General features: G+C 63.6%; 19 protein-coding genes. 3 read left to right on the forward strand and 16 right to left on the reverse strand.

Features of this window, described 5'->3' with window-relative positions; genetic code table 11:
• Positions 1–17 precede the first annotated feature (17 nt).
• The 3 genes from B5F40_RS02400 (at position 18) to B5F40_RS02410 (ending at position 1161) form a co-directional block, all read left to right on the forward strand.
• Positions 18–314 (forward strand): hypothetical protein, encoded by a 297-nt coding sequence (locus B5F40_RS02400; RefSeq protein ID WP_140396386.1) that lies wholly within the window; start codon positions 18–20, stop codon positions 312–314.
• Between the two features lie 83 nt (positions 315–397).
• Positions 398–694 (forward strand): RelB/DinJ family addiction module antitoxin, encoded by a 297-nt coding sequence (locus B5F40_RS02405; RefSeq protein WP_087192885.1) that lies wholly within the window; start codon positions 398–400, stop codon positions 692–694.
• 2 nt (positions 695–696) lie between these two features.
• On the forward strand, positions 697–1161 hold the full coding sequence (locus B5F40_RS02410) for a type II toxin-antitoxin system VapC family toxin (RefSeq protein WP_087192789.1): 465 nt from the start codon (positions 697–699) through the stop codon (positions 1159–1161).
• Positions 1162–1615: 454 nt separating this feature from the next.
• On the opposite strand, the gene B5F40_RS02415 is transcribed toward B5F40_RS02410, so the two are convergent.
• The 16 genes from B5F40_RS02415 to rlmB form a co-directional block, all read right to left on the reverse strand.
• Positions 1616–1945, reverse strand: a complete 330-nt coding sequence (locus B5F40_RS02415; RefSeq protein WP_087192790.1) for a hypothetical protein — start codon at positions 1943–1945, stop codon at positions 1616–1618.
• Positions 1946–2073: 128 nt separating this feature from the next.
• Positions 2074–3099, reverse strand: coding sequence for a slipin family protein (locus B5F40_RS02420; RefSeq protein ID WP_239442866.1), 1026 nt, complete (start codon positions 3097–3099; stop codon positions 2074–2076).
• Between the two features lie 28 nt (positions 3100–3127).
• Positions 3128–3526, reverse strand: a complete 399-nt coding sequence (locus tag B5F40_RS02425) for a GntR family transcriptional regulator (protein WP_087192791.1) — start codon at positions 3524–3526, stop codon at positions 3128–3130.
• A 10-nt stretch (positions 3527–3536) separates the two neighbouring features.
• Positions 3537–4490, reverse strand: coding sequence for an NrfD/PsrC family molybdoenzyme membrane anchor subunit (gene nrfD / locus B5F40_RS02430; RefSeq protein WP_162610863.1), 954 nt, complete (start codon positions 4488–4490; stop codon positions 3537–3539).
• Between the two features lie 541 nt (positions 4491–5031).
• Positions 5032–5478, reverse strand: coding sequence for a DUF4405 domain-containing protein (locus B5F40_RS02435; RefSeq protein ID WP_087192793.1), 447 nt, complete (start codon positions 5476–5478; stop codon positions 5032–5034).
• Positions 5479–5483: 5 nt separating this feature from the next.
• Positions 5484–5840: a hypothetical protein gene (locus B5F40_RS02440; RefSeq protein WP_087192794.1), complete on the reverse strand. Its 357-nt coding sequence runs from the start codon at positions 5838–5840 to the stop codon at positions 5484–5486.
• Positions 5841–5891: 51 nt separating this feature from the next.
• The gene (nrfD, locus tag B5F40_RS02445) at positions 5892–7124 is read right to left on the reverse strand and encodes an NrfD/PsrC family molybdoenzyme membrane anchor subunit (RefSeq protein WP_087192795.1); all 1233 of its coding nucleotides are present in this window, start codon (positions 7122–7124) and stop codon (positions 5892–5894) included.
• A 9-nt stretch (positions 7125–7133) separates the two neighbouring features.
• Positions 7134–7766, reverse strand: coding sequence for a 4Fe-4S dicluster domain-containing protein (locus B5F40_RS02450; protein WP_087192796.1), 633 nt, complete (start codon positions 7764–7766; stop codon positions 7134–7136).
• Positions 7766–10315, reverse strand: coding sequence for a molybdopterin-containing oxidoreductase family protein (locus B5F40_RS02455; RefSeq protein ID WP_087192797.1), 2550 nt, complete (start codon positions 10313–10315; stop codon positions 7766–7768). The genes B5F40_RS02450 and B5F40_RS02455 overlap by 1 nt, the downstream gene beginning before the upstream one ends.
• Positions 10316–10491: 176 nt before the next feature.
• On the reverse strand, positions 10492–11865 hold the full coding sequence (locus B5F40_RS02460; RefSeq protein WP_087192798.1) for a radical SAM protein: 1374 nt from the start codon (positions 11863–11865) through the stop codon (positions 10492–10494).
• A gap of 137 nt (positions 11866–12002) precedes the next feature.
• Complete coding sequence (locus B5F40_RS02465) at positions 12003–12665, reverse strand: TorD/DmsD family molecular chaperone (protein ID WP_239442867.1); 663 nt, start codon at positions 12663–12665, stop codon at positions 12003–12005.
• Between the two features lie 284 nt (positions 12666–12949).
• Positions 12950–13345, reverse strand: a complete 396-nt coding sequence (locus B5F40_RS02470) for a GntR family transcriptional regulator (RefSeq protein ID WP_087192799.1) — start codon at positions 13343–13345, stop codon at positions 12950–12952.
• Positions 13342–14319 carry a slipin family protein gene (locus B5F40_RS02475; RefSeq protein WP_087192800.1) on the reverse strand — a complete coding sequence of 326 codons (978 nt, stop codon included), beginning with the start codon at positions 14317–14319 and terminating at the stop codon, positions 13342–13344. Before B5F40_RS02475 ends, B5F40_RS02470 begins: the two co-directional genes overlap by 4 nt.
• A 17-nt stretch (positions 14320–14336) precedes the next feature.
• Positions 14337–15239, reverse strand: coding sequence for an NrfD/PsrC family molybdoenzyme membrane anchor subunit (nrfD, locus tag B5F40_RS02480; protein ID WP_087192801.1), 903 nt, complete (start codon positions 15237–15239; stop codon positions 14337–14339).
• Between the two features lie 167 nt (positions 15240–15406).
• Positions 15407–15943, reverse strand: coding sequence for an NYN domain-containing protein (locus tag B5F40_RS02485; RefSeq protein ID WP_087192802.1), 537 nt, complete (start codon positions 15941–15943; stop codon positions 15407–15409).
• A 236-nt stretch (positions 15944–16179) separates the two neighbouring features.
• Positions 16180–16926 carry a 23S rRNA (guanosine(2251)-2'-O)-methyltransferase RlmB gene (rlmB, locus tag B5F40_RS02490; RefSeq protein ID WP_087192803.1) on the reverse strand — a complete coding sequence of 249 codons (747 nt, stop codon included), beginning with the start codon at positions 16924–16926 and terminating at the stop codon, positions 16180–16182.
• Positions 16927–17037 lie beyond the last annotated feature (111 nt).

The following is a 17037-nucleotide window of genomic DNA, read 5'->3' on the forward strand; positions in this document are numbered from 1 at the left end:
ATTATCAAGATTAATGTATGACAGAATATGACAAGATATTATGCTATTTTAAGAATAATGCTTTTGAACTGGTCTTTTACAAGATGACCGCGCGAGTGATGGAATGCTGCACCATTCCGGACAGCATCACTGAAACCGAGATGCCAACCTCGCACTCGCGCCCGCACCCGGCGCACTGCATCCTTGCCGCTTTCATCCGCGCGAAACCCGCCGACATCGCTTCGCCCGGCGACGCCCGGCGTCTCGCACGCATCGCGCCCAGCGTCGAACGAGAGCGCTTTCGGGCCGAAGATGCCCTCGCTCAAAGGCGATGATCGAGAACTCGCCAACCACTCGACTCTTGTTGTATTTTCATTGTTGTACAATTATACTAGAGGAAAGAACGGAGGTGCTTGCCATGAGCGAAGCGATGGTCACCGGACGCATGACAGCAGAAAAAAAGTCGCAGGGAGGGCGCATCCTGCAGAAAGATGGGCTGAACGCTTCGCAGGCCATCAATTTGCTGTACGACCGCGTCATTTCAGACGGGAGCGCAGAGTTCCTCACAGGGAAATCGGTTTCCCCCCTCGCGACCGCCTGGCATAATGCGGCCCAGTTTGTCGATTCCCTTTCGGAAAAGCGCACATCGCGCTTCGATGCCATGAGCGATCAGGAGATTCGCGTCGAGCGACTGCGGAAACGAGGATTGATGTAGCCATGGCCCAAGCGAAGCTGCTCCTCGATACGAACATCGTCATCGACTACCTCAACGAGCGCGAGCCTTACTACGAAAGGGCACGGCTCCTCATGATCGCGGGTCGCGTAGGGGAATTCGATCTCTGGATATCATCTTCGCAGTTCACTGACTTGATTTACATACTATCCGATGGAGGCTCGCGCTCCCTCGTCCCTCTCGTTTTGGAGCGCTTGCGCGGCCTGAGGACGTTCATCAACGTCCACCCCGTAAGCGGAAGCGAAATAGACCGGATGCTGGCGTCGTCGTGGAAAGACCCCGAAGACGCCTTACTGTTCGAAGCGGCGCTGAGCATAAAGGCAGATGCGCTTATCTCGCGCAACAAATCGGATTTCGAAAGCGCGCTCGTTAGGACGATGGACTGCGAAGAATTCTTCGATTGGATGCTTCGCGAGCGCGGCCTCTGCTACGACGAAGTCGCGCTCTAAGGCCGCGCGCCCTTCTCGCACGTCTGCTCCATGGAACCCTGAAGGGATTTCGCACGCAACGCGCGTGGTCAGCGCAGCCTGCAGCGCGCATCGGCAGATCTTTCGAAATCCACAGGAGCGCAACCCGCGCCCCCACCAATCTCGAAGCAAACGGAGGCCCTCAATACCGACCGTCCGGCATTTTCGAGGATGTGGCCCGAACAGCCCCCTCCCTGCAAACCGATCGAAAACCAAAGCGGGCGAGCGAGATCCTACCGGAAGCCCCCAGATAGCGAGAGCGTCATGACCGTGCTTTTGCCCATGCGCGAAAGCACCCCGTCCCGCACTCAACCCCGCTCGCAGGACAAGAAGACGCACCGTAGGAAGAAGGGCGCCAGCGCGCACGACCTGGAACAAGACCGCCTCTCGCGATCAGAACGGCACGAAGTCTACAGCGGAGCGCCGCAGCCCTTCGCTAGAGTTTCGGAGTGACAAGGGTTCGCACGACGCCGTCCACATGCATCGCATCCCTGTCGTTTCCGCTCGCGTAAAGGTGGATAATGTTGCCCCGTTCCACGATGCCCGCCGACTCGTAGGCGTCGCGCTTGCACTTGCGATCCTCGATATAGGCGGGATCGTCCATCGTGCTGCAGAATTCCAAGCAGAGCTCCTTGCCTCCCGCGCCTTCGAACGTGAAGTCCGGATGGAGGGTCGCACCGTCCACCTCAAGTTCCTGCTCGCAGCGAAAAGGGATCCCGTAGACGTAGGGCGTCTCGGCAATAAGAACCTCGGCCCTCAAGCGCATGCGCTCGCCCCGCGACGTGCGCAGGGCGCGGCCCTCCGGCTGGCACTCACTCGGCTCCGGAGCCTCGGCGCCTCATTTCGCATGGAAGGCGATGCGCCGCTCGTCGGTCGCGTCGAGGGAGAGGGCGGCTAGCCCTCCCCCTCCGTCGAAACGCCCGCCTTCGAGCCGCCCTTCTCTTGGCGCGCAGAGGATTGCTCCACGAAGCCTTCGGAAAACGCGCTGGGAACGACAAGCGTTCCGCCCGACTGCTCCACGCTTTCGTAGGCCAGATGCATCGTGCGAAGCCGCATGGCGTCGTTTTCGCCACCGTAGACCCTGGCGGCATCGGAAAGCATCTCTGAGATATCTCTCTCGGCTTCGGCCAGCACCATACGGGCGCTCTTCTTGCGCTCGGCAACGGCTTCCTGCGCCATGGCGCACTGCAACTCCTTCGGAATGACGATGTCGCGAACCTCAACGTCGATGATGCTGATGCCCCAGGGATTGAGCTTCTCTTCGATGACCCCCTTCAACTCCTCGTCCAACTGGTCACGACGCGTTGCCAGCTCGGCCACGGTCGCTCGCCCAATGGCCTTGCGCATGGCGGTCTGCGCGATCCACGACACGGCCGACGCATAGTCCTCCACTTCCACAGCGGCGTTCTTCGCACTCCACACCATCCAGAAGAGCACCGCGTCCACATTGACGGGCACAAGATCGGAAGTAAGCGTCTCCTCGGCACCGAAGTACGTGGCCGACACGCGCTGGTCGACGCGCAGCGTGTAGAATTCAACAATAGGCCAGGTGAACACGATGCCAGGCCCTGCAACGCGATTGAACTTGCCGAAGCGCAGCACAACCGCCTTCTCCCACTCAAGCACGATGTGCACAGACGAAGAGGCAAGCCACCCCGCTAAAGCCGCGAAGACAAGAGCTGCCAGGCCGACGCCTCCCGTCGCCAACTGAGCCACGACCAGCACGGCGACGAACGCCGCCGCGAACACCACCACAGCAAACGCGACGGCTCCGTTACGCGACGTTCTCGGACGCCCCGTATCGAGACGGGTCTCGCCATCCGACCAAAACGCCCCTGCGCCCGCACGCGGCGGTGCGGACATATCGACCCCTCCCACGTTCGTCGGAGCGGATGCTCTTTCATGCCTGGTGCGCTTCATGCCCTGCTCCCTTCCCCTGGTGCGCCAATCAACCGTCGACGCGCCGCCTCTCCTTCGCCTCGCAGACGCTGCGCGAGAACTGCTCCTCGATGTCCTCAAGCGACATACCCAGCTCAAAACAACGTTTCAGATACTCTTGCGTCACGATCTCCGCCGTAGACGAAATGTTCACGCCGGGCTTGTCGCTCACGTCCAAAACGAACGCCCCCTGCCGACGTTTGGACTGGATATAGCCGTCCTGCTCGAGGCTCATGTACACCTTGCTCACAGTGTTGTAGTTCACCTCGACATCAGCGGCCAGGCCGCGAACCGTAGGCAGCTGGTCCCCGGGCTTGTAGTACCCCGACGTGATAAGGTAGATGAACCGGTTTTTCAGCTGCAACCAGATGGGGATGCTGCTTTTCTCGTCTATCTCAAAAAGAGCCACGGATCGCTTCCTATTCCAGCCGAAGCGCGAAAGCGCCCGACATCTCCTCCAGTTCCAAAGTGCGATGCCCTCCAGCGCCCACGATGGACGCGCGCAAGCAGAAGCCGCCAACCAGCACGAACACCACGGCGATCGAAAGCGCCGCGCGTGCGAGGTCGGCCCTCATCCGAACGGACGCCGCCTCGAGCATGAAAGGTGCGACGAGGCCACATCCGGCGAAACCGACCCACCACAACGCCGCATGCGCGCCCACCATGAGGCTTTCGGCGGAAGCGGCACGAGCAGGGTGACCGCTCGCAAGCGCACATCCCACGAACAGCGCAGCGCACATCGCCTCGAGCGCAACAACCACGAGATCGACCCGCACGAAACGACGCGCAAGACCCGAAGAGCCCGCATCGAGGGGTCCCGCGAAACGAACGCATGCAAGCAGGACGGCGAACCCGCACGACACCGATGACAGCGTGAACAGCATAGGCACGAGCGGCGAGCGCCACAAAGCGACTCCGACGGCACTTTGCAGTAGCAGACCCGTGTACAGCATGACGACAACCCCTAGCACCACAGCCGTCGCCTCGACAGCGACAACCGCCGCACGCGGAACAGCCGGCAGATACGAGAAACGCGCGATTACCAGAAACATCGCGCACGCAACGAGCAGCGCTACCGCATAGGCGCCTACCGCAATGAGCGAGGGAGAAGCGTCCGTCAGCAGCGTGTCGAGTCGATCAGGACGGCCGAGGTCGAACACAAGGCACAGCGCGCCGAACGCGACCGCCGCGAAACCGGCGAGCAGCCCGAACGCCACGACGCGCTCGGACGAACGCGCCTCATCAAGCGTTGCGTGCGCACGCACGCCGAACGGCTCGCGCACCCATACGAGATCGACGAAGGAAGCTATCGCGACCGATCCGGCTCCCGTGCCCCCGAGGAACAAGTAGGCCACAACCAGAATGCCGAACACCGCCCCTCCTCGCTCCCGCCGCCCTCGCTTCCCAATGCACGCCCTGCGCTCGCCATCGCCCACGGAGCATCTCGCAGCAGACGACACGAGGCTCGCGCCGAAACGCCTTCGCGAAGCACGTCCGCACCCGAACCGCACGCAACGCACCGCACGGAAAACGGCTTTCCAACCAGTATGGCACAAAACCGCCTCGATGCATATGACACCGTGTCATATATCTGAAGAAAAGGGACGAACGCCCTGCGCAGAGTCGAGCCCGAAGGAACCGTGCATGAAAAAGCACGGGGAATGGCCACGGATTCCCGTTCTGGCATGATCGGAAAGCATATGCGAGCATTGGAAGGCGCGACACTTCTCACGACCAGGCATAATGCCCTTTCGTCGATACCCGCGCGTACCGCTTGCCCCCTTGGATCGTGCCAAAACGGGATTCTGTGGCCATTTTTCGACCAGAAGCACGCATGAGAGAGAGAAAAAAAAAGGGGGGGGGGGCGAGCGGCAGGCGCGCGAGCGAGCCTCGCCGTCACCCCAACGCGCGGGCCTAAGGGAGGTTGCCACGACGACGAACTCGAAGCCCGCGCGCAGCCGTCATAACGACGCGGGCATTGAGCGCCAGATGCATGAGGATCAGCGCCATCAGGATTTTTGCAGACGCAGCGTGCACGGGATCCCAAAGGAAGTAGCCCTGTGCGTACAATCCGAGCGAGGGCAGCACCGCACCCGACACCATGACCCCCGACACCGCGCACACAGCGAGCGCGAGCACGATGAGTCCGTTGAGGACAGCTCGGCCCGCAGCGGCACGAGGGAAAGCCGAGGCGTAGTCCTGTCCGCGGGACGGCGGCGTGCCCCGTCGTCCGCAGTGGACCAGCAACGTCGCGACCACGACGAGGCCCAACCACTCGTGGGCTCCTGCGCCGGTGAGCGCCGGAACGGCCGCCAGCGCGTAGGCCGCAAGCAGCGCGACATCGAAAGCGATCCTGACCATCCTCTTCACCTCGCCTTCCGAACGAGCGCGACGAGCCCCACGACCAGGGCGACCGGCGCAAGGATCCACACGTTCAAACTCGCATCGGACGCCTGATGATAGCGGCCCGAAAGCGCATCCCACGCATGGCACTCGGTCGAAGAGCACGACGCCTCCGGGCACGCCATCTCATGCACGCCGTCTGGTACGGGAACGTCGTCGAAGCCATGGCACTCGCCCGAAGCGCATCCCGCGACCGGACACGGGGAGTCGGCCTCGATGCGCGAGACGCCCGACGACGGCTCGACGAGCGAGCCCGCCGCGAACACAACCGCACACGCCAAGGCGAACGCAGCCAACGTCATGAGGACCTTGCGAACCATGAAGCCTCCTCGGACGGGCCGGGCGACGAGCCCGGCCCGCTATCGCCCAACTTAGCGCGGACGCCCCGCAGAACCGAGCGGCAAAAACCTCAACCCGAGGCACAACATGAGCGCCCCGAGGCCGAGCACCCCCAGCGCAACGCCGAACTCAAGCGGCGTCGGCCAATACACCATGCCCTGGTAAGCCGCCGCGAAGCCAGACTGCCAATCGGTCACGGTCATCGCATTGGCCTGGAATGCGTAGTCGAGATTCGGAATCTGAAAGCCTCCCACCAGAAGCTGCACGCGCTTGCAGAAGATGCCCGCGATGGCCAGAAGCGACGCCACCACGATGAGCGGATTCGTGCGCAGTCGGGGCACGAAGCACACGACGGCCGCCAACGCGCAACCGACGATCTCCGTCCAGAAGAACGGCGCGAGGGGGCCGACGGCAAGCATCTCAACCACCTCCACGCCTTCCCCACCCGGAAACGCCTCGGTGAGCAGATCGCAACCGAAGAAGTATAGATCGACGCACACGAACGCGCCCAGCATCTTCACAAGGCGCGTCAGATGACGCTGTTCGAGATCCAGATAGCCGACGCGGCGCAACGCGACCACGACCACCAGCACGAGCGCAGTGCCGCACACGAGCGCCGACGAGACGAACCACGGAGCCAAAAGCGCCGTGTGCCACAGATCGTGCGCCTGCTGCAAGCTGAATATCCACGCCGTCACCGAGTGCACGAGCACGGCGCATACGAGCGCGACCACGCTCACCGCCCGCAGGGCAACCGGTGAAACCTTGCCCGCCTCGGCGCGCAAGGTGGCCCACAGGTAGACGACGGACAGGATGAGGTACGTTCCCAGCACGAGGATGTCCCACATGAGCGGACTCCCCAGATTGGAGTAGGCGAACAGCTCCCACACCCGGAAGGGCTGGCCCAGATCGACCACCACAAACCCGATGGCCAGAACCGTGCAGCAGATGCTTGTCCACACAGCCACTTTCGAGATGCCCCCGAAGCCTTCCATCCCGAAGGCCTTGGGCACACTCGAGATGATGAGGCCCCCTGCGGAAAGCCCTACGAAGAACATGAACATGGTGATGTAGAGCCCCCAGGAGTCGAGGTTGCGCATGCCGGTCTGCGCCATGCCACCGGAAAGCTGCACGCCCCACAGCGCCAACCCCGCGATGGTCACGACGGCCGCCACCACAATAGCGACGCTGAGGCCCCGGCCCCCGAAGCGCGTGCGCACGGCGGGAGCGGTCGCGGTCGAAGCCGCGGCTACGTTCTCAGTCATGATGCCCCCTTACACGAGGTAGTAGACGGACGGATTGGTGTCGCGCTCGGGCAAAAGCTGCTTGTGCTCGCGATCCCGGATGAGCTGCGACACTTCGGAGTTCGGATCGTCGAGATCGCCCCAGTGGCGGGCGCGACCGACGCAGAGGTGCATGCACGCCGGCTCCTCCCCCCTTGAGATGCGGTGGTAGCAGAATGTGCACTTCTCCACCACATGCTTCTGGTGCACGGGGACATCCTTGCCACCCACGGCGTAATCCATATGGTACTGGGGCTCCTCCCAGTTGAAGCTGCGCACGCCCGTGTAAGGGCACGCCGACATGCACATGCGGCAGCCGATGCACTTGTCGTAGTCCTGGCGCACGACCCCCGTCTCCGAGTCCTTGTAGGTCGCCCCCACCGGGCACACCTTCACGCAGGCGGGGTTCTCGCAATGCTGGCAACCCATGGCGATGAATCCGAGTTTGAGGTTGTCGGGATAGCTCCCGCCCACCATATCGAAGCCCACGTCACCTCCGTTGTCGGTGAGAATACGGTTCCACCACACGTCATTGGGCAGATTGTTCTCCAGCTTGCACGCCATGGCGCACACATGGCAGCCGATGCATTTCTTAGTGTCGATCACCATTCCATAGCGAGTCATCACTTCACCTCTCCCTCGTACTTGCGCACCTCGACAAGCGTGTCGTCGAACGAGGTGTTCTGGTGCATGGTGTTCAGATGGTCGTTCGTCAGCTCTTGGTAGCTGCCGGCGACGTAGAGGTCGCGCGGCCACCCCTTCGGCGAAGACACCATGCCAGGTCGCACACCCATGTCGAACTTCGCCTTGCACACGCAATGCCCGCGATCGTTGTACGCTTCAACGTAATCGCCGTCCGCGATGCCGCGGCTCTCGGCATCGACAGGGTTCATGCGCAAAAACGGCTCGGGGTCGAGTTCGCGCAGAATGGGCGCGTAGTTGAACTGCGTGTGCATGTGCCATCGCGTGCGCTCGCAGTAATGGTACAAGGGGTACTTCGCATGCTGCTCGCTGCCGTCGTAGGCCTCGTTCGGCTCATGGTACGTAGGCAGATGGTAGAACTCCTTGTCGATGGGCTTGCCGATGTTGATGCGGGCGCCGGGATTCTCGACGTAGAACTCCAAGCGGCCGGAAAGCGTGGGGAACCGCTGGTCCTCCCAGTGAACCCAATTCTCTTCGCGATCAGCGATGACGCCCTCTTTGCGCAGGTTATCCAGGCTGATGCCCAGCTTCGCACCGGCTTCCGTGTCGACGATGACGCGCATCATCTCCTCGTTCGTCTTGGAATAGAATTTCGTGCATGCGTCGTTGCCAAGATGCTTCGATATCTCGCGGAAGATGTCGACGTCCTCTTTGGCCTCGCCGATTGGCTCCACCACCTTGTTCGCGTGGTTGATGAAGGGAACGTGGGACGCGCCCTGTATCCATTCGTATTCGAAATAGTGGGTGCATGGCAGCACGATGTCGCTGTAATGCACGGTGTCGGAGAACTCCAGATCGTTCGTCACGATGCAGTTGATCTTCGGAAGCATCTCGTCGATGATGCGCTTTTGGGCGGCATAGCTGCCCACCGGGTTCGCCCCCACGTTGTACAGCAGACGAACGGGGAACTCCTTGCCCAGGTACTGCCCCGTCTCCAAAATCTCGCTCAGGGCAAGCCACGGGATGTCGTTCGCAAGCCCCGTCAGGCCGTTCGGGAACAGGTCGGGCGTGCGGTTCAGGTAGGGCTTGTCTTTGCCAAGGTGCCCGATGGAGGCGCCCTTCTTTCCGATGTTCCCCGTAATCGCCGCCATGGTGGCCCATGTCATGCCCATGACCTCGCAGTTGTCGTACAAGTGGTAGCCGGCGTAGATGGTCGAAGGCGCATCTTGGGCGTACATGCGCGCGAGTTCCACAATGGTGTCGGCGGGAACCTCGGTGATCTTCTCCGCCCACTCGGGCGTGCATTCCGCCATGTGCTCTTTGAGGAGCGTCCAAGCGGTGGTCACTTTCACGCCGTCCACTTCGTAGCGCCCTTCGAGCGCAGGGTTCGCCGTCTCGTTGATGGCACCACGAGCGTCCGTATCGGCATCCCATACCACGTAGTGAGCGGTCTGCTCGAGGGTGGGAACCTTGTTCGCTTTAGAAGCCTGGAGAAGCAGCATGCCGTAGAACGGGTACTCGGGCAACTGCGCAGGGCCATCCTCGCCGAAGTCGGTGGAGCGAAGAAAATGTCCGTTGTCCTCTCTCACCAACAGAGGGGCACATGTCTTGTCGCGCAGAAAATCCGTGTCGTACCATTCGTTTTCGATGATGACGTTCAAGATGGCCATGCCGAGCGCAGGATCCGTCCCCGGCTTGATAGGCACCCACTTCGTCGCTTGAGAGGCGGCGACGGTGTACGTGGGGTCGATGACCACCAGGTTCGCTCCAGCCTCTTTGGCTTCGATGCAGAAATGCCAGTTGTGAGGCTGGGAGTTCGGCGGGTTGGTGTCCCAGATGAAGAGCGTTTTCGCAAATCGATAGTCACCGGACATGTTGCGCTGGTTGAAGTCCCACCCGCCTCCTGTGACCTGGCCAATGCCGTGGAGGTCGCCGTAGTCAAGGCACACGTCGAGCGTCGTGTAGCCGTTCACGTTGGCGAAGCTGTTTCCTGTGAACGATCCTCCGTACACGCCGAAGGAGTTTCCCGCCGAACATAAGAACAGGTTGGATCGCGCTCCGTAGTGCTCGGTGTTGTACCTCAACGTATCGGCGACAAGCTTGGCAGCCTCGTCCCATGACAGACGCTCCCATTCGTCATTGCCACGGTTTTCCACGTGAGGTTCTTCGATGCTCCACGTCGCACGCTTCAACGGATACTTCACACGATTAAAGTCGTACAGACGGTTCGCATGGCTGAAACCTCGGTTGCAGATTCGCTCGTACGCCGGATACGGGATGTTCTCGTTCGAGCGTATGTTGACCATCCTGCCCTCTCGAACGGTTGCGACAAGCGAGCACGTTCCCTGGCAGTTGCAGCCGCACACGCACACCACGTCGCGCTCCTCAGGCGCATCCCCGCCGGATCCGTCTGCCGCGAGCGCGGTCATCGTCGTCGTGCCGCCCACCGCGGCGACGCCCGCAGCAGCCGCCGAGGTTTTGAGAAAGCTTCTGCGAGAGATCCCCTTTCGAGGAACTTGAAACTCCGCCATTCCTCCTCCTAAGAACCGATGCAACACGAAGAACGCCTTGGGCGTTCTCCCTCTTCAAGACGCAGACGCCATGCATGAACGCCCGTGTCCGCACGCGAGGTCGGCCACCTCCCCGCAGTCCCCAGTGTACGCTCATTATCGCTTTGTCGCAAGTTATTGCGACAATTATTACTATTCTATTTTGAGGATATTATCGTATCGCCCGCGGCCTCGTCGAACGCGCGAGTGACGTCCTCAAGCTGAACAGGGGCGGCGTCCTCCGCCAATTCGACCTTGAGCTCGCGAAGCGCATAACCTTCTTCCACCTCGACGACGACGTTCGTGGACACGCATGTCCGGACCGGCCGCCCGTCCCGCACGCGCACGCGCGATGCGGCGGACAGCCATCTCGGATGAAACGACGTCGCATCCGCCTCGTCGTCCTCTATGAAGTCTGCGCACCCCAACGCGCCCAAAGCCTCGCGCACCGGCGCGCGATCGGCGCCGAACACCACCCCAGCCTTCAAAAAGAAGTCGCCGTAATCGAAGGCGTGGCACGCGCTGATGCCCGCATGCGGCTCGTTGATAGTGCGGATCTGCGCCCGGTGCTTGTTTTCAAGGGAGCAGTAATGCATGCTCAACCCCAGCCCTTGCTCGCGCGCCCACAGCATGAGCCCAAGGCACAGCTCCTCGCTGCCGTCCACGGCAAGCGAGCCGGCGTACTCGTAATCGTAGGCCACACGGTAAGGAGGGTTGCGCAGAACGAGGCCCAGCGCCTCGAACACCTCCCAGTTCCACATGGGGTAGGCGAACTCCAGCAGATTGATCCCCTGGGCGCCTGCGGCGTCGATGCGCCGCAGCACCTCACGCATCTGCTCCTCGGTTCCCGGGATGGGAGGCATCTCCACCATCACCGCAAGCCCTGCCCGTTTCGCCGAGCCCATATTGGCCAGAACGGTGTCGAGCATGTGCGGGGGATCGTCCTGCTTGACAGAGAAACGGACCTCGTCCAATCCGCACGAGCGCAGCCGTGCGGCCAAATCAGCATCGAGCAGATCGCCCGACGTGTACATGCGCAGGTGGGTGGCCGGGAAAAGCGCTCGGGCACGGGAGAAGAACGCGCAAGCTTCGTCCGGGTAGAGCAGAGGCTCGCCGCCGGACAAGGCGAGGCACGCTGGGCTCTCGCCGCCAGCCGCCAGATCGTCAAGCTGATCGCGCCATGGAAACGGATGCTCGCAGTAGTACGCGAACCCCTCTTGGTTGGGGTTGAAGCAGAAGAAGCAGTCGCGATGGCAGTTGTTCGACAGGGCGAACGTGCGGCTTGCGCAGGAGCCCGTACATGCAAGGCATCCGGGGCTCAGACGGCCGATCGCCACGCTCGCTCCCCCGTTGCGAACGCGCGCCCCCATCGCCCGCAACCGCTCCACCAAGACGCGCGCGCCCTCGCGAACGTCGTCGCGTGCAGCGAACGTCACGCCCGTGCCCTCGAGGGCGCGCAGATGGTCGGCTTCGATCCCCTCGTACAGCTCGAGCGCGGAGCGCGCAGCAGGATTGTCATCGAACGATGCCATGGACCCCTCTTTTCACAAACCGTCGGCACGGCCAAGCCGTCTATCGCAGGAAAACCTCGTCCGTTTCCCACCGCGGCGTCCTTACCGCATCGCCCCCATTCTCGCGCGAGCGCGAAACGTCAGGGCGCGGCGGGAGCTCACTGCAGGTACGCCGACAGAAGCTGTGCGACGGCCCGATAGTACGGCACGCGGGCCTCCGCCTCCAAGCGGTCCGCGAAACGCGGAGCGAACGTACGCAGATGATCGGCCTCGAACCGCCCGTAGGCCGCACCGGCGCCGCCTCCGGGAAAATCGCTTGCGGAAGGCCCGCCAGGACGGAGCTCGACGATGCCCGCTTCGACCGACGCCAAATATTGAAGGAGCTCGAACTCGGTCGCAATATGGTCGAGCGGTTCGTTTGGAGATCCTTTCGCCTGGCCGAGACCGCATTCCTTGCAAAAACGCTCCACGGCCATGCTGTGCGGGTTCACGAACATCAGGGGCTGCACGCCATCGTCGTTCGCCCGCCAAAAGCCCTCGTAGGGGCTGCACACCGCCTGAGGAGCGCCCACGAAGAGCCGGGTGGCTTCGGCGCGAAGCGCATGCAGCTCCGCCTCTTCCGCGCCAACCGCCCAATCGGCGGGCAGAGCGATGCCCAACGCGCCCCATATCTCGCGCGCCGCATCGGCCCATTCCCCCGAAACCACGATTCGAACCAGCGCGTCGTCGGGATAGCGCAGGCTCAAAGAAAGCAGCTCGCACGCCGATGCCCGCACCTGCCACGTCGCAGCGCCCATCGTCTCCCCCTCGATCACGGCCATCCCGCCTCCTCACCGCGCCCCATGTCGCGCGCCCCGTCCGGAAGCGTCCCGACGCGGGATCCTTCCATCTCTCGTCGTTCAGATTATCACAATGTTTTGCGACATTCAACCTATCGAGCGCGAGAGCCGACAGGACAAGCGCGAGGCCGATCCGGGAAAAGCGGCAGCGAGGCCCCCGCCGAAGAAAGCCCGGAGCGCGTCCACCTCGGAAAGGGCCACCCGATCTCGACGCAGCAAGCGGACCCGCGCACGACAGGCAGCAGAGCGCAGCGGGCCAGCGGGGCCTACCCCAGCGCGCGATGGGCGAGACGGGCCTCCACGAGCGCGACGATGTCGTCGTCCGCCATTCCGGCATGCGCGCAGGTGCGGATGAGGTCGTCGGCCAAAAGCTCGATGGCGTTGTCGGTGGCGCGCGCGGCGCCAACCTCCCGTCGTTCGGTCACAAACGTGCCGCGGCCCTTACGCGTGACGATGTAGCCTTCGCGTTCGAGATCCATGTAAGCGCGGTTCACCGTGTTGTAGCTGATGTCCAGCTTCACGGCCAACGCGCGCACAGTGGGCAGCTGGTCGCCCGGCGCGTACTCGCCCGCTCCGATGAGGTAAGCGATGCGGTTCTTCACCTGTATCCAGACGGGCAGACCGCTGGCGTAGTCTATTTCGAAGGAGGCAAGCTGGTTCATGGCGTCTTTCTCTCAGCAATGCGGTTTTCGCTCATCATACCACTATCCGTGAAGCCATCGGACAGCGCGCTGGGAACGGTGACAACAGCGCCCCTCGATTCCTTCACCGTGTCGTACTGCATGAGCATCGTGCGCAGCTTGAGCGCCGCGTCGGGGTCGCCATAGACGCGAGCGGCCTCAGCCAGCATCTCGGCCAGATCCGCCTCCACCCCCGCCACGGTCATGCGGGCGTTCTTCTCGCGGTCCGCCTGGGCTTCGAGCGACATCGCCTCCTGCAGCTCGTCGGGGATGCGTATGTCGCGAACCTTCACGGATATGACGTCGACGCCCCAACCGGCGGCTTCCTTCTCTATATCCTCTTTGATCTCGGCATCCAGCTGATCGCGTCGCAAGGCGACCTCGGCCACGGTCGAACGGCCCACGGCCTCGCGCAAGGCGGTCTGGGCGAGGAACGACACGGCCGCGTAGTAGTCCTCCACCTCGGTGCACGCCTTCTCGGCGTCCCACACCACCCAGAACAGCACTGCGTCCACCATCACGGGCACGAGGTCTGCCGTGAGGGTCTTCTCCGCGTAGAAGGGCGTGGCAATGGTGCGCTGGTCCACGCGGATGGTGCCATGCTCGACGACGGGAATGGTGAGGTACAGCCCCGGCCCCACAACGCGGTTCAGGTTGCCGAAGCGCAGCACCACCACCTTTTCCCACGACAGCGCGATGTGCACCGACGACACCGAGAGCAACGCGACGAGCAGCATGAGCGCCACTGTCTCCACGCCGATGCGGCCGGTGAGCGCCACCCCCGCCGCCAGCACGACGGCGCACGACAGCGCGAACACGGCCAAGTTGAAGATGAGCGCCCCGTTGCGAGACGACTTGCGCGGCACGTAGGAAGTGGCGGCGAGGATCTCAGCGTCCTTGTCGCGCATATCGTACGGCGCGTCCCTCATGATGCGGTCTTTCGGTCGTCGTGCCATGCGTCCCCGTCCTTCCCCTATCCTGCCGAGAACCCGAACAGGGCGCTCGGAACCTGAGTCACGTCGTACAGCCCGGCTTGCACAAAGCAGAACCGCAGCGCACAGCCGCCCGCCAGCACGAACCCGGCGATCCAAAGCAGCTGCGAATGGTGGTTGTTATGCGTGAGCAAGCGCTCCATGACGAAGGGGACCGCCTGCCCCGCCGCCACGACGCCGCCCCAGAAGGCGGGCGCGAGACCACCCGAGACGAGAGCCGCGGCCGCAGGACGCGTCCCCTCCCCCGCCAGACCCCACGCCACGTAGGCCGCCAGGCACGCGGCCTCGAGCACGATGAGCGCCCCGTCGACCCGTGCGAGCAACGCGAGGGTCCGTCCGTTCGGTCGGCGTGTCTCGACGAACGCCGCCGACATGAGAACGAGCGCCACTCCGCACGACAAAGACGAGAGCGCGAACGTCGCAGGCAGAAGCGGCGTGCGCCAGAAGAGCACAGACGCGAGCCCTTGGAGGAGCACGCCGGTGTAGGTGATGGCGACAAGGCCGGCCGCAAGCGTCACGACCGAGAGGGCGAAGCGGACCGCGCGAGACGCCCGCACGGTATCGACCAAGGCGAACACGGAAAACGCCGCCGCGCATCCAACCGCCACGGCAAGCGCGTACGCCCCGGCCGCAAGCGGCGTGGGGCGCGGCGAGGAGAGCAGCATGAGCAGCCGATCGGGCCGACCGAGGTCGGCCACGATGCACACGATGCCCGTGACCAGCGTCACCGCGCAGACGGGCCACGCACGGGCGAGCAGATCGTCAGGAAGCCCCATACGCCCGGGCGCGATCACGCGCACAGCCTCGAGCACGGAGAGGACCACGCATGCGCCACCCCCCGCGCCGCCCAGAAACAGATACCCTATGACGAGCAGATCGAACATGCGCCCCCGCTTCGCCAACGCCCCGCGCGCGGACGCGCGGACGCGATGCCGTCCCCATTGTCGCAATGTAGCAAATCAATGGTCATTATAGCACCGCACGCGCATTCGCATGGCGACGTTTCGCGAACCGCGCACCGGCCCGGTCCGCTCCCCTCGCCGACGCGCTCTTAGAGACCGTCGCGCAGCGCCTTGAGCTTCGCGAGCGTATCGGGATCGATGCGGCTGGCCACGGTGCGCTTCTCGGAAACCTTCGGCGCCTCGTCGAGGCGCGCCTCCTCCTCGTAGCTGGCCATCTCGCGGCTGAACCCGTCTGCGCTCATGCGGTCCACCCCGCCGCCGAACACCGTATCCTGTATGGTGGCGTCGCTCGTGACCACGAGCGTTTCCACCTGGCGCTCGCGCGCGTCATGGGCGAGCTTCTCGATCACCTTGTCGGCCGACTGCCCCGCCGGGGAGAACACGATGCGCACGCCGCCCACGCACGTGGCCTCTCCGGTGGAAAACTCGTTCCGCGCGCCGTCGAACACGATGACGGCGCGCCAATCGCGGCCCGCGTAGCTCGCCACGTCGTTCACGAGCATCTCGCGCGCGGCGTTGAAGGTGTCATCGGTGCAGTCCTCACCGGGCGCAACGCGGTAGCGGCTGCCCGAGCGCAGCACGTTGTAGCCGTCGACAAGGAGGAGCTTTTTGCGTTGCCTTGCCATCCTCGCGCCTCACCGGGCCCTCTCGGCGAGGGAGGATGGCCGAAAGGCCCCGAGCCATCTGGGCGGATTCGTCGCGGATCGCTCGGCCTCCCACCTCGCGCCCGACCGGACGCGGCTCGCCAGCCTCCCGAGAAGAACGCAGCCTGCATCGGCGCGCAGCGAGAGGCCGGAACGGATGCGCGCGCGCCGGCAACGCGCGCATCCGGAGCACGCCCCAATCCGGCCGGACGGTCCGGCTACCTGTTCTGGCGCAGCCATTCGTACATGCAGGCGGTGGCAGCCTGGGCGACGTTGAGCGAGGCGACCTCGCCCTCGACGGGCAGCTTCGCAAGCAGATCGCAGTGTTCCATTACCAGGCGCGACAGCCCCTCTTGCTCGTTGCCCATGACGAGCGCGATCTTGCCCTTGAGGTTCACATCCCAGATGACGTCGCTCGCATGCTCGGTGGCCCCGGCGATCCAGAAGCCCTCTTCTTTGAGGCGCATCATCGCCTGCACGAGGTTCGACACCTGCGCCACGGGAAGATGGGCGATGGCGCCCGCCGAGCTCTTGTACGTGGACGCCTCCACGCGGGCGCTGCGCTTGTTGGGGATGACGAGGCCGCATGCGCCCACCGTCTCGGCGCTGCGGGCGATGGCCCCGAAGTTGCCGGCATCGGTGATGTGGTCGAGGAGGATGACGAGCGCACGCCCGTCCCGCTCGGCGGTACGGCGCGCGGCGGCGTCCGCGATCTCGCCGATGCCCACGTAGCCAAACGGCTTGGCCTGAGCGAGCACGCCCTGATGGCTTCCCCGCTCGGACCGCTCGTCAAGCGTGCGGCGCGGCACCAGCTTCACGGGCACGTCGGCCCGCTTCGCCTTGCGCAGGATGTCCTCCACAAGGCCGTCCTTCCTCACATAGTCGCCCAGAAGCACGCACTTCATAGGCACGCCGGTGCGCAGCGCCTCGACGACGGGGCGCTTGCCCTCGATGAAATCAGCCATATCCGGTCCTTTTTCCCTCGCCTGCGTGAACCCAGGCGGGGCATCGCACGGCAAAATCGTTACCGCAGCCATTATGGCAGACACCGTGACAGGATGTGCGCGCCGCAGCGA

The sequence above is a fragment of the Gordonibacter sp. An230 genome, from assembly GCF_002159915.1.
Classification (GTDB): domain Bacteria; phylum Actinomycetota; class Coriobacteriia; order Coriobacteriales; family Eggerthellaceae; genus Rubneribacter.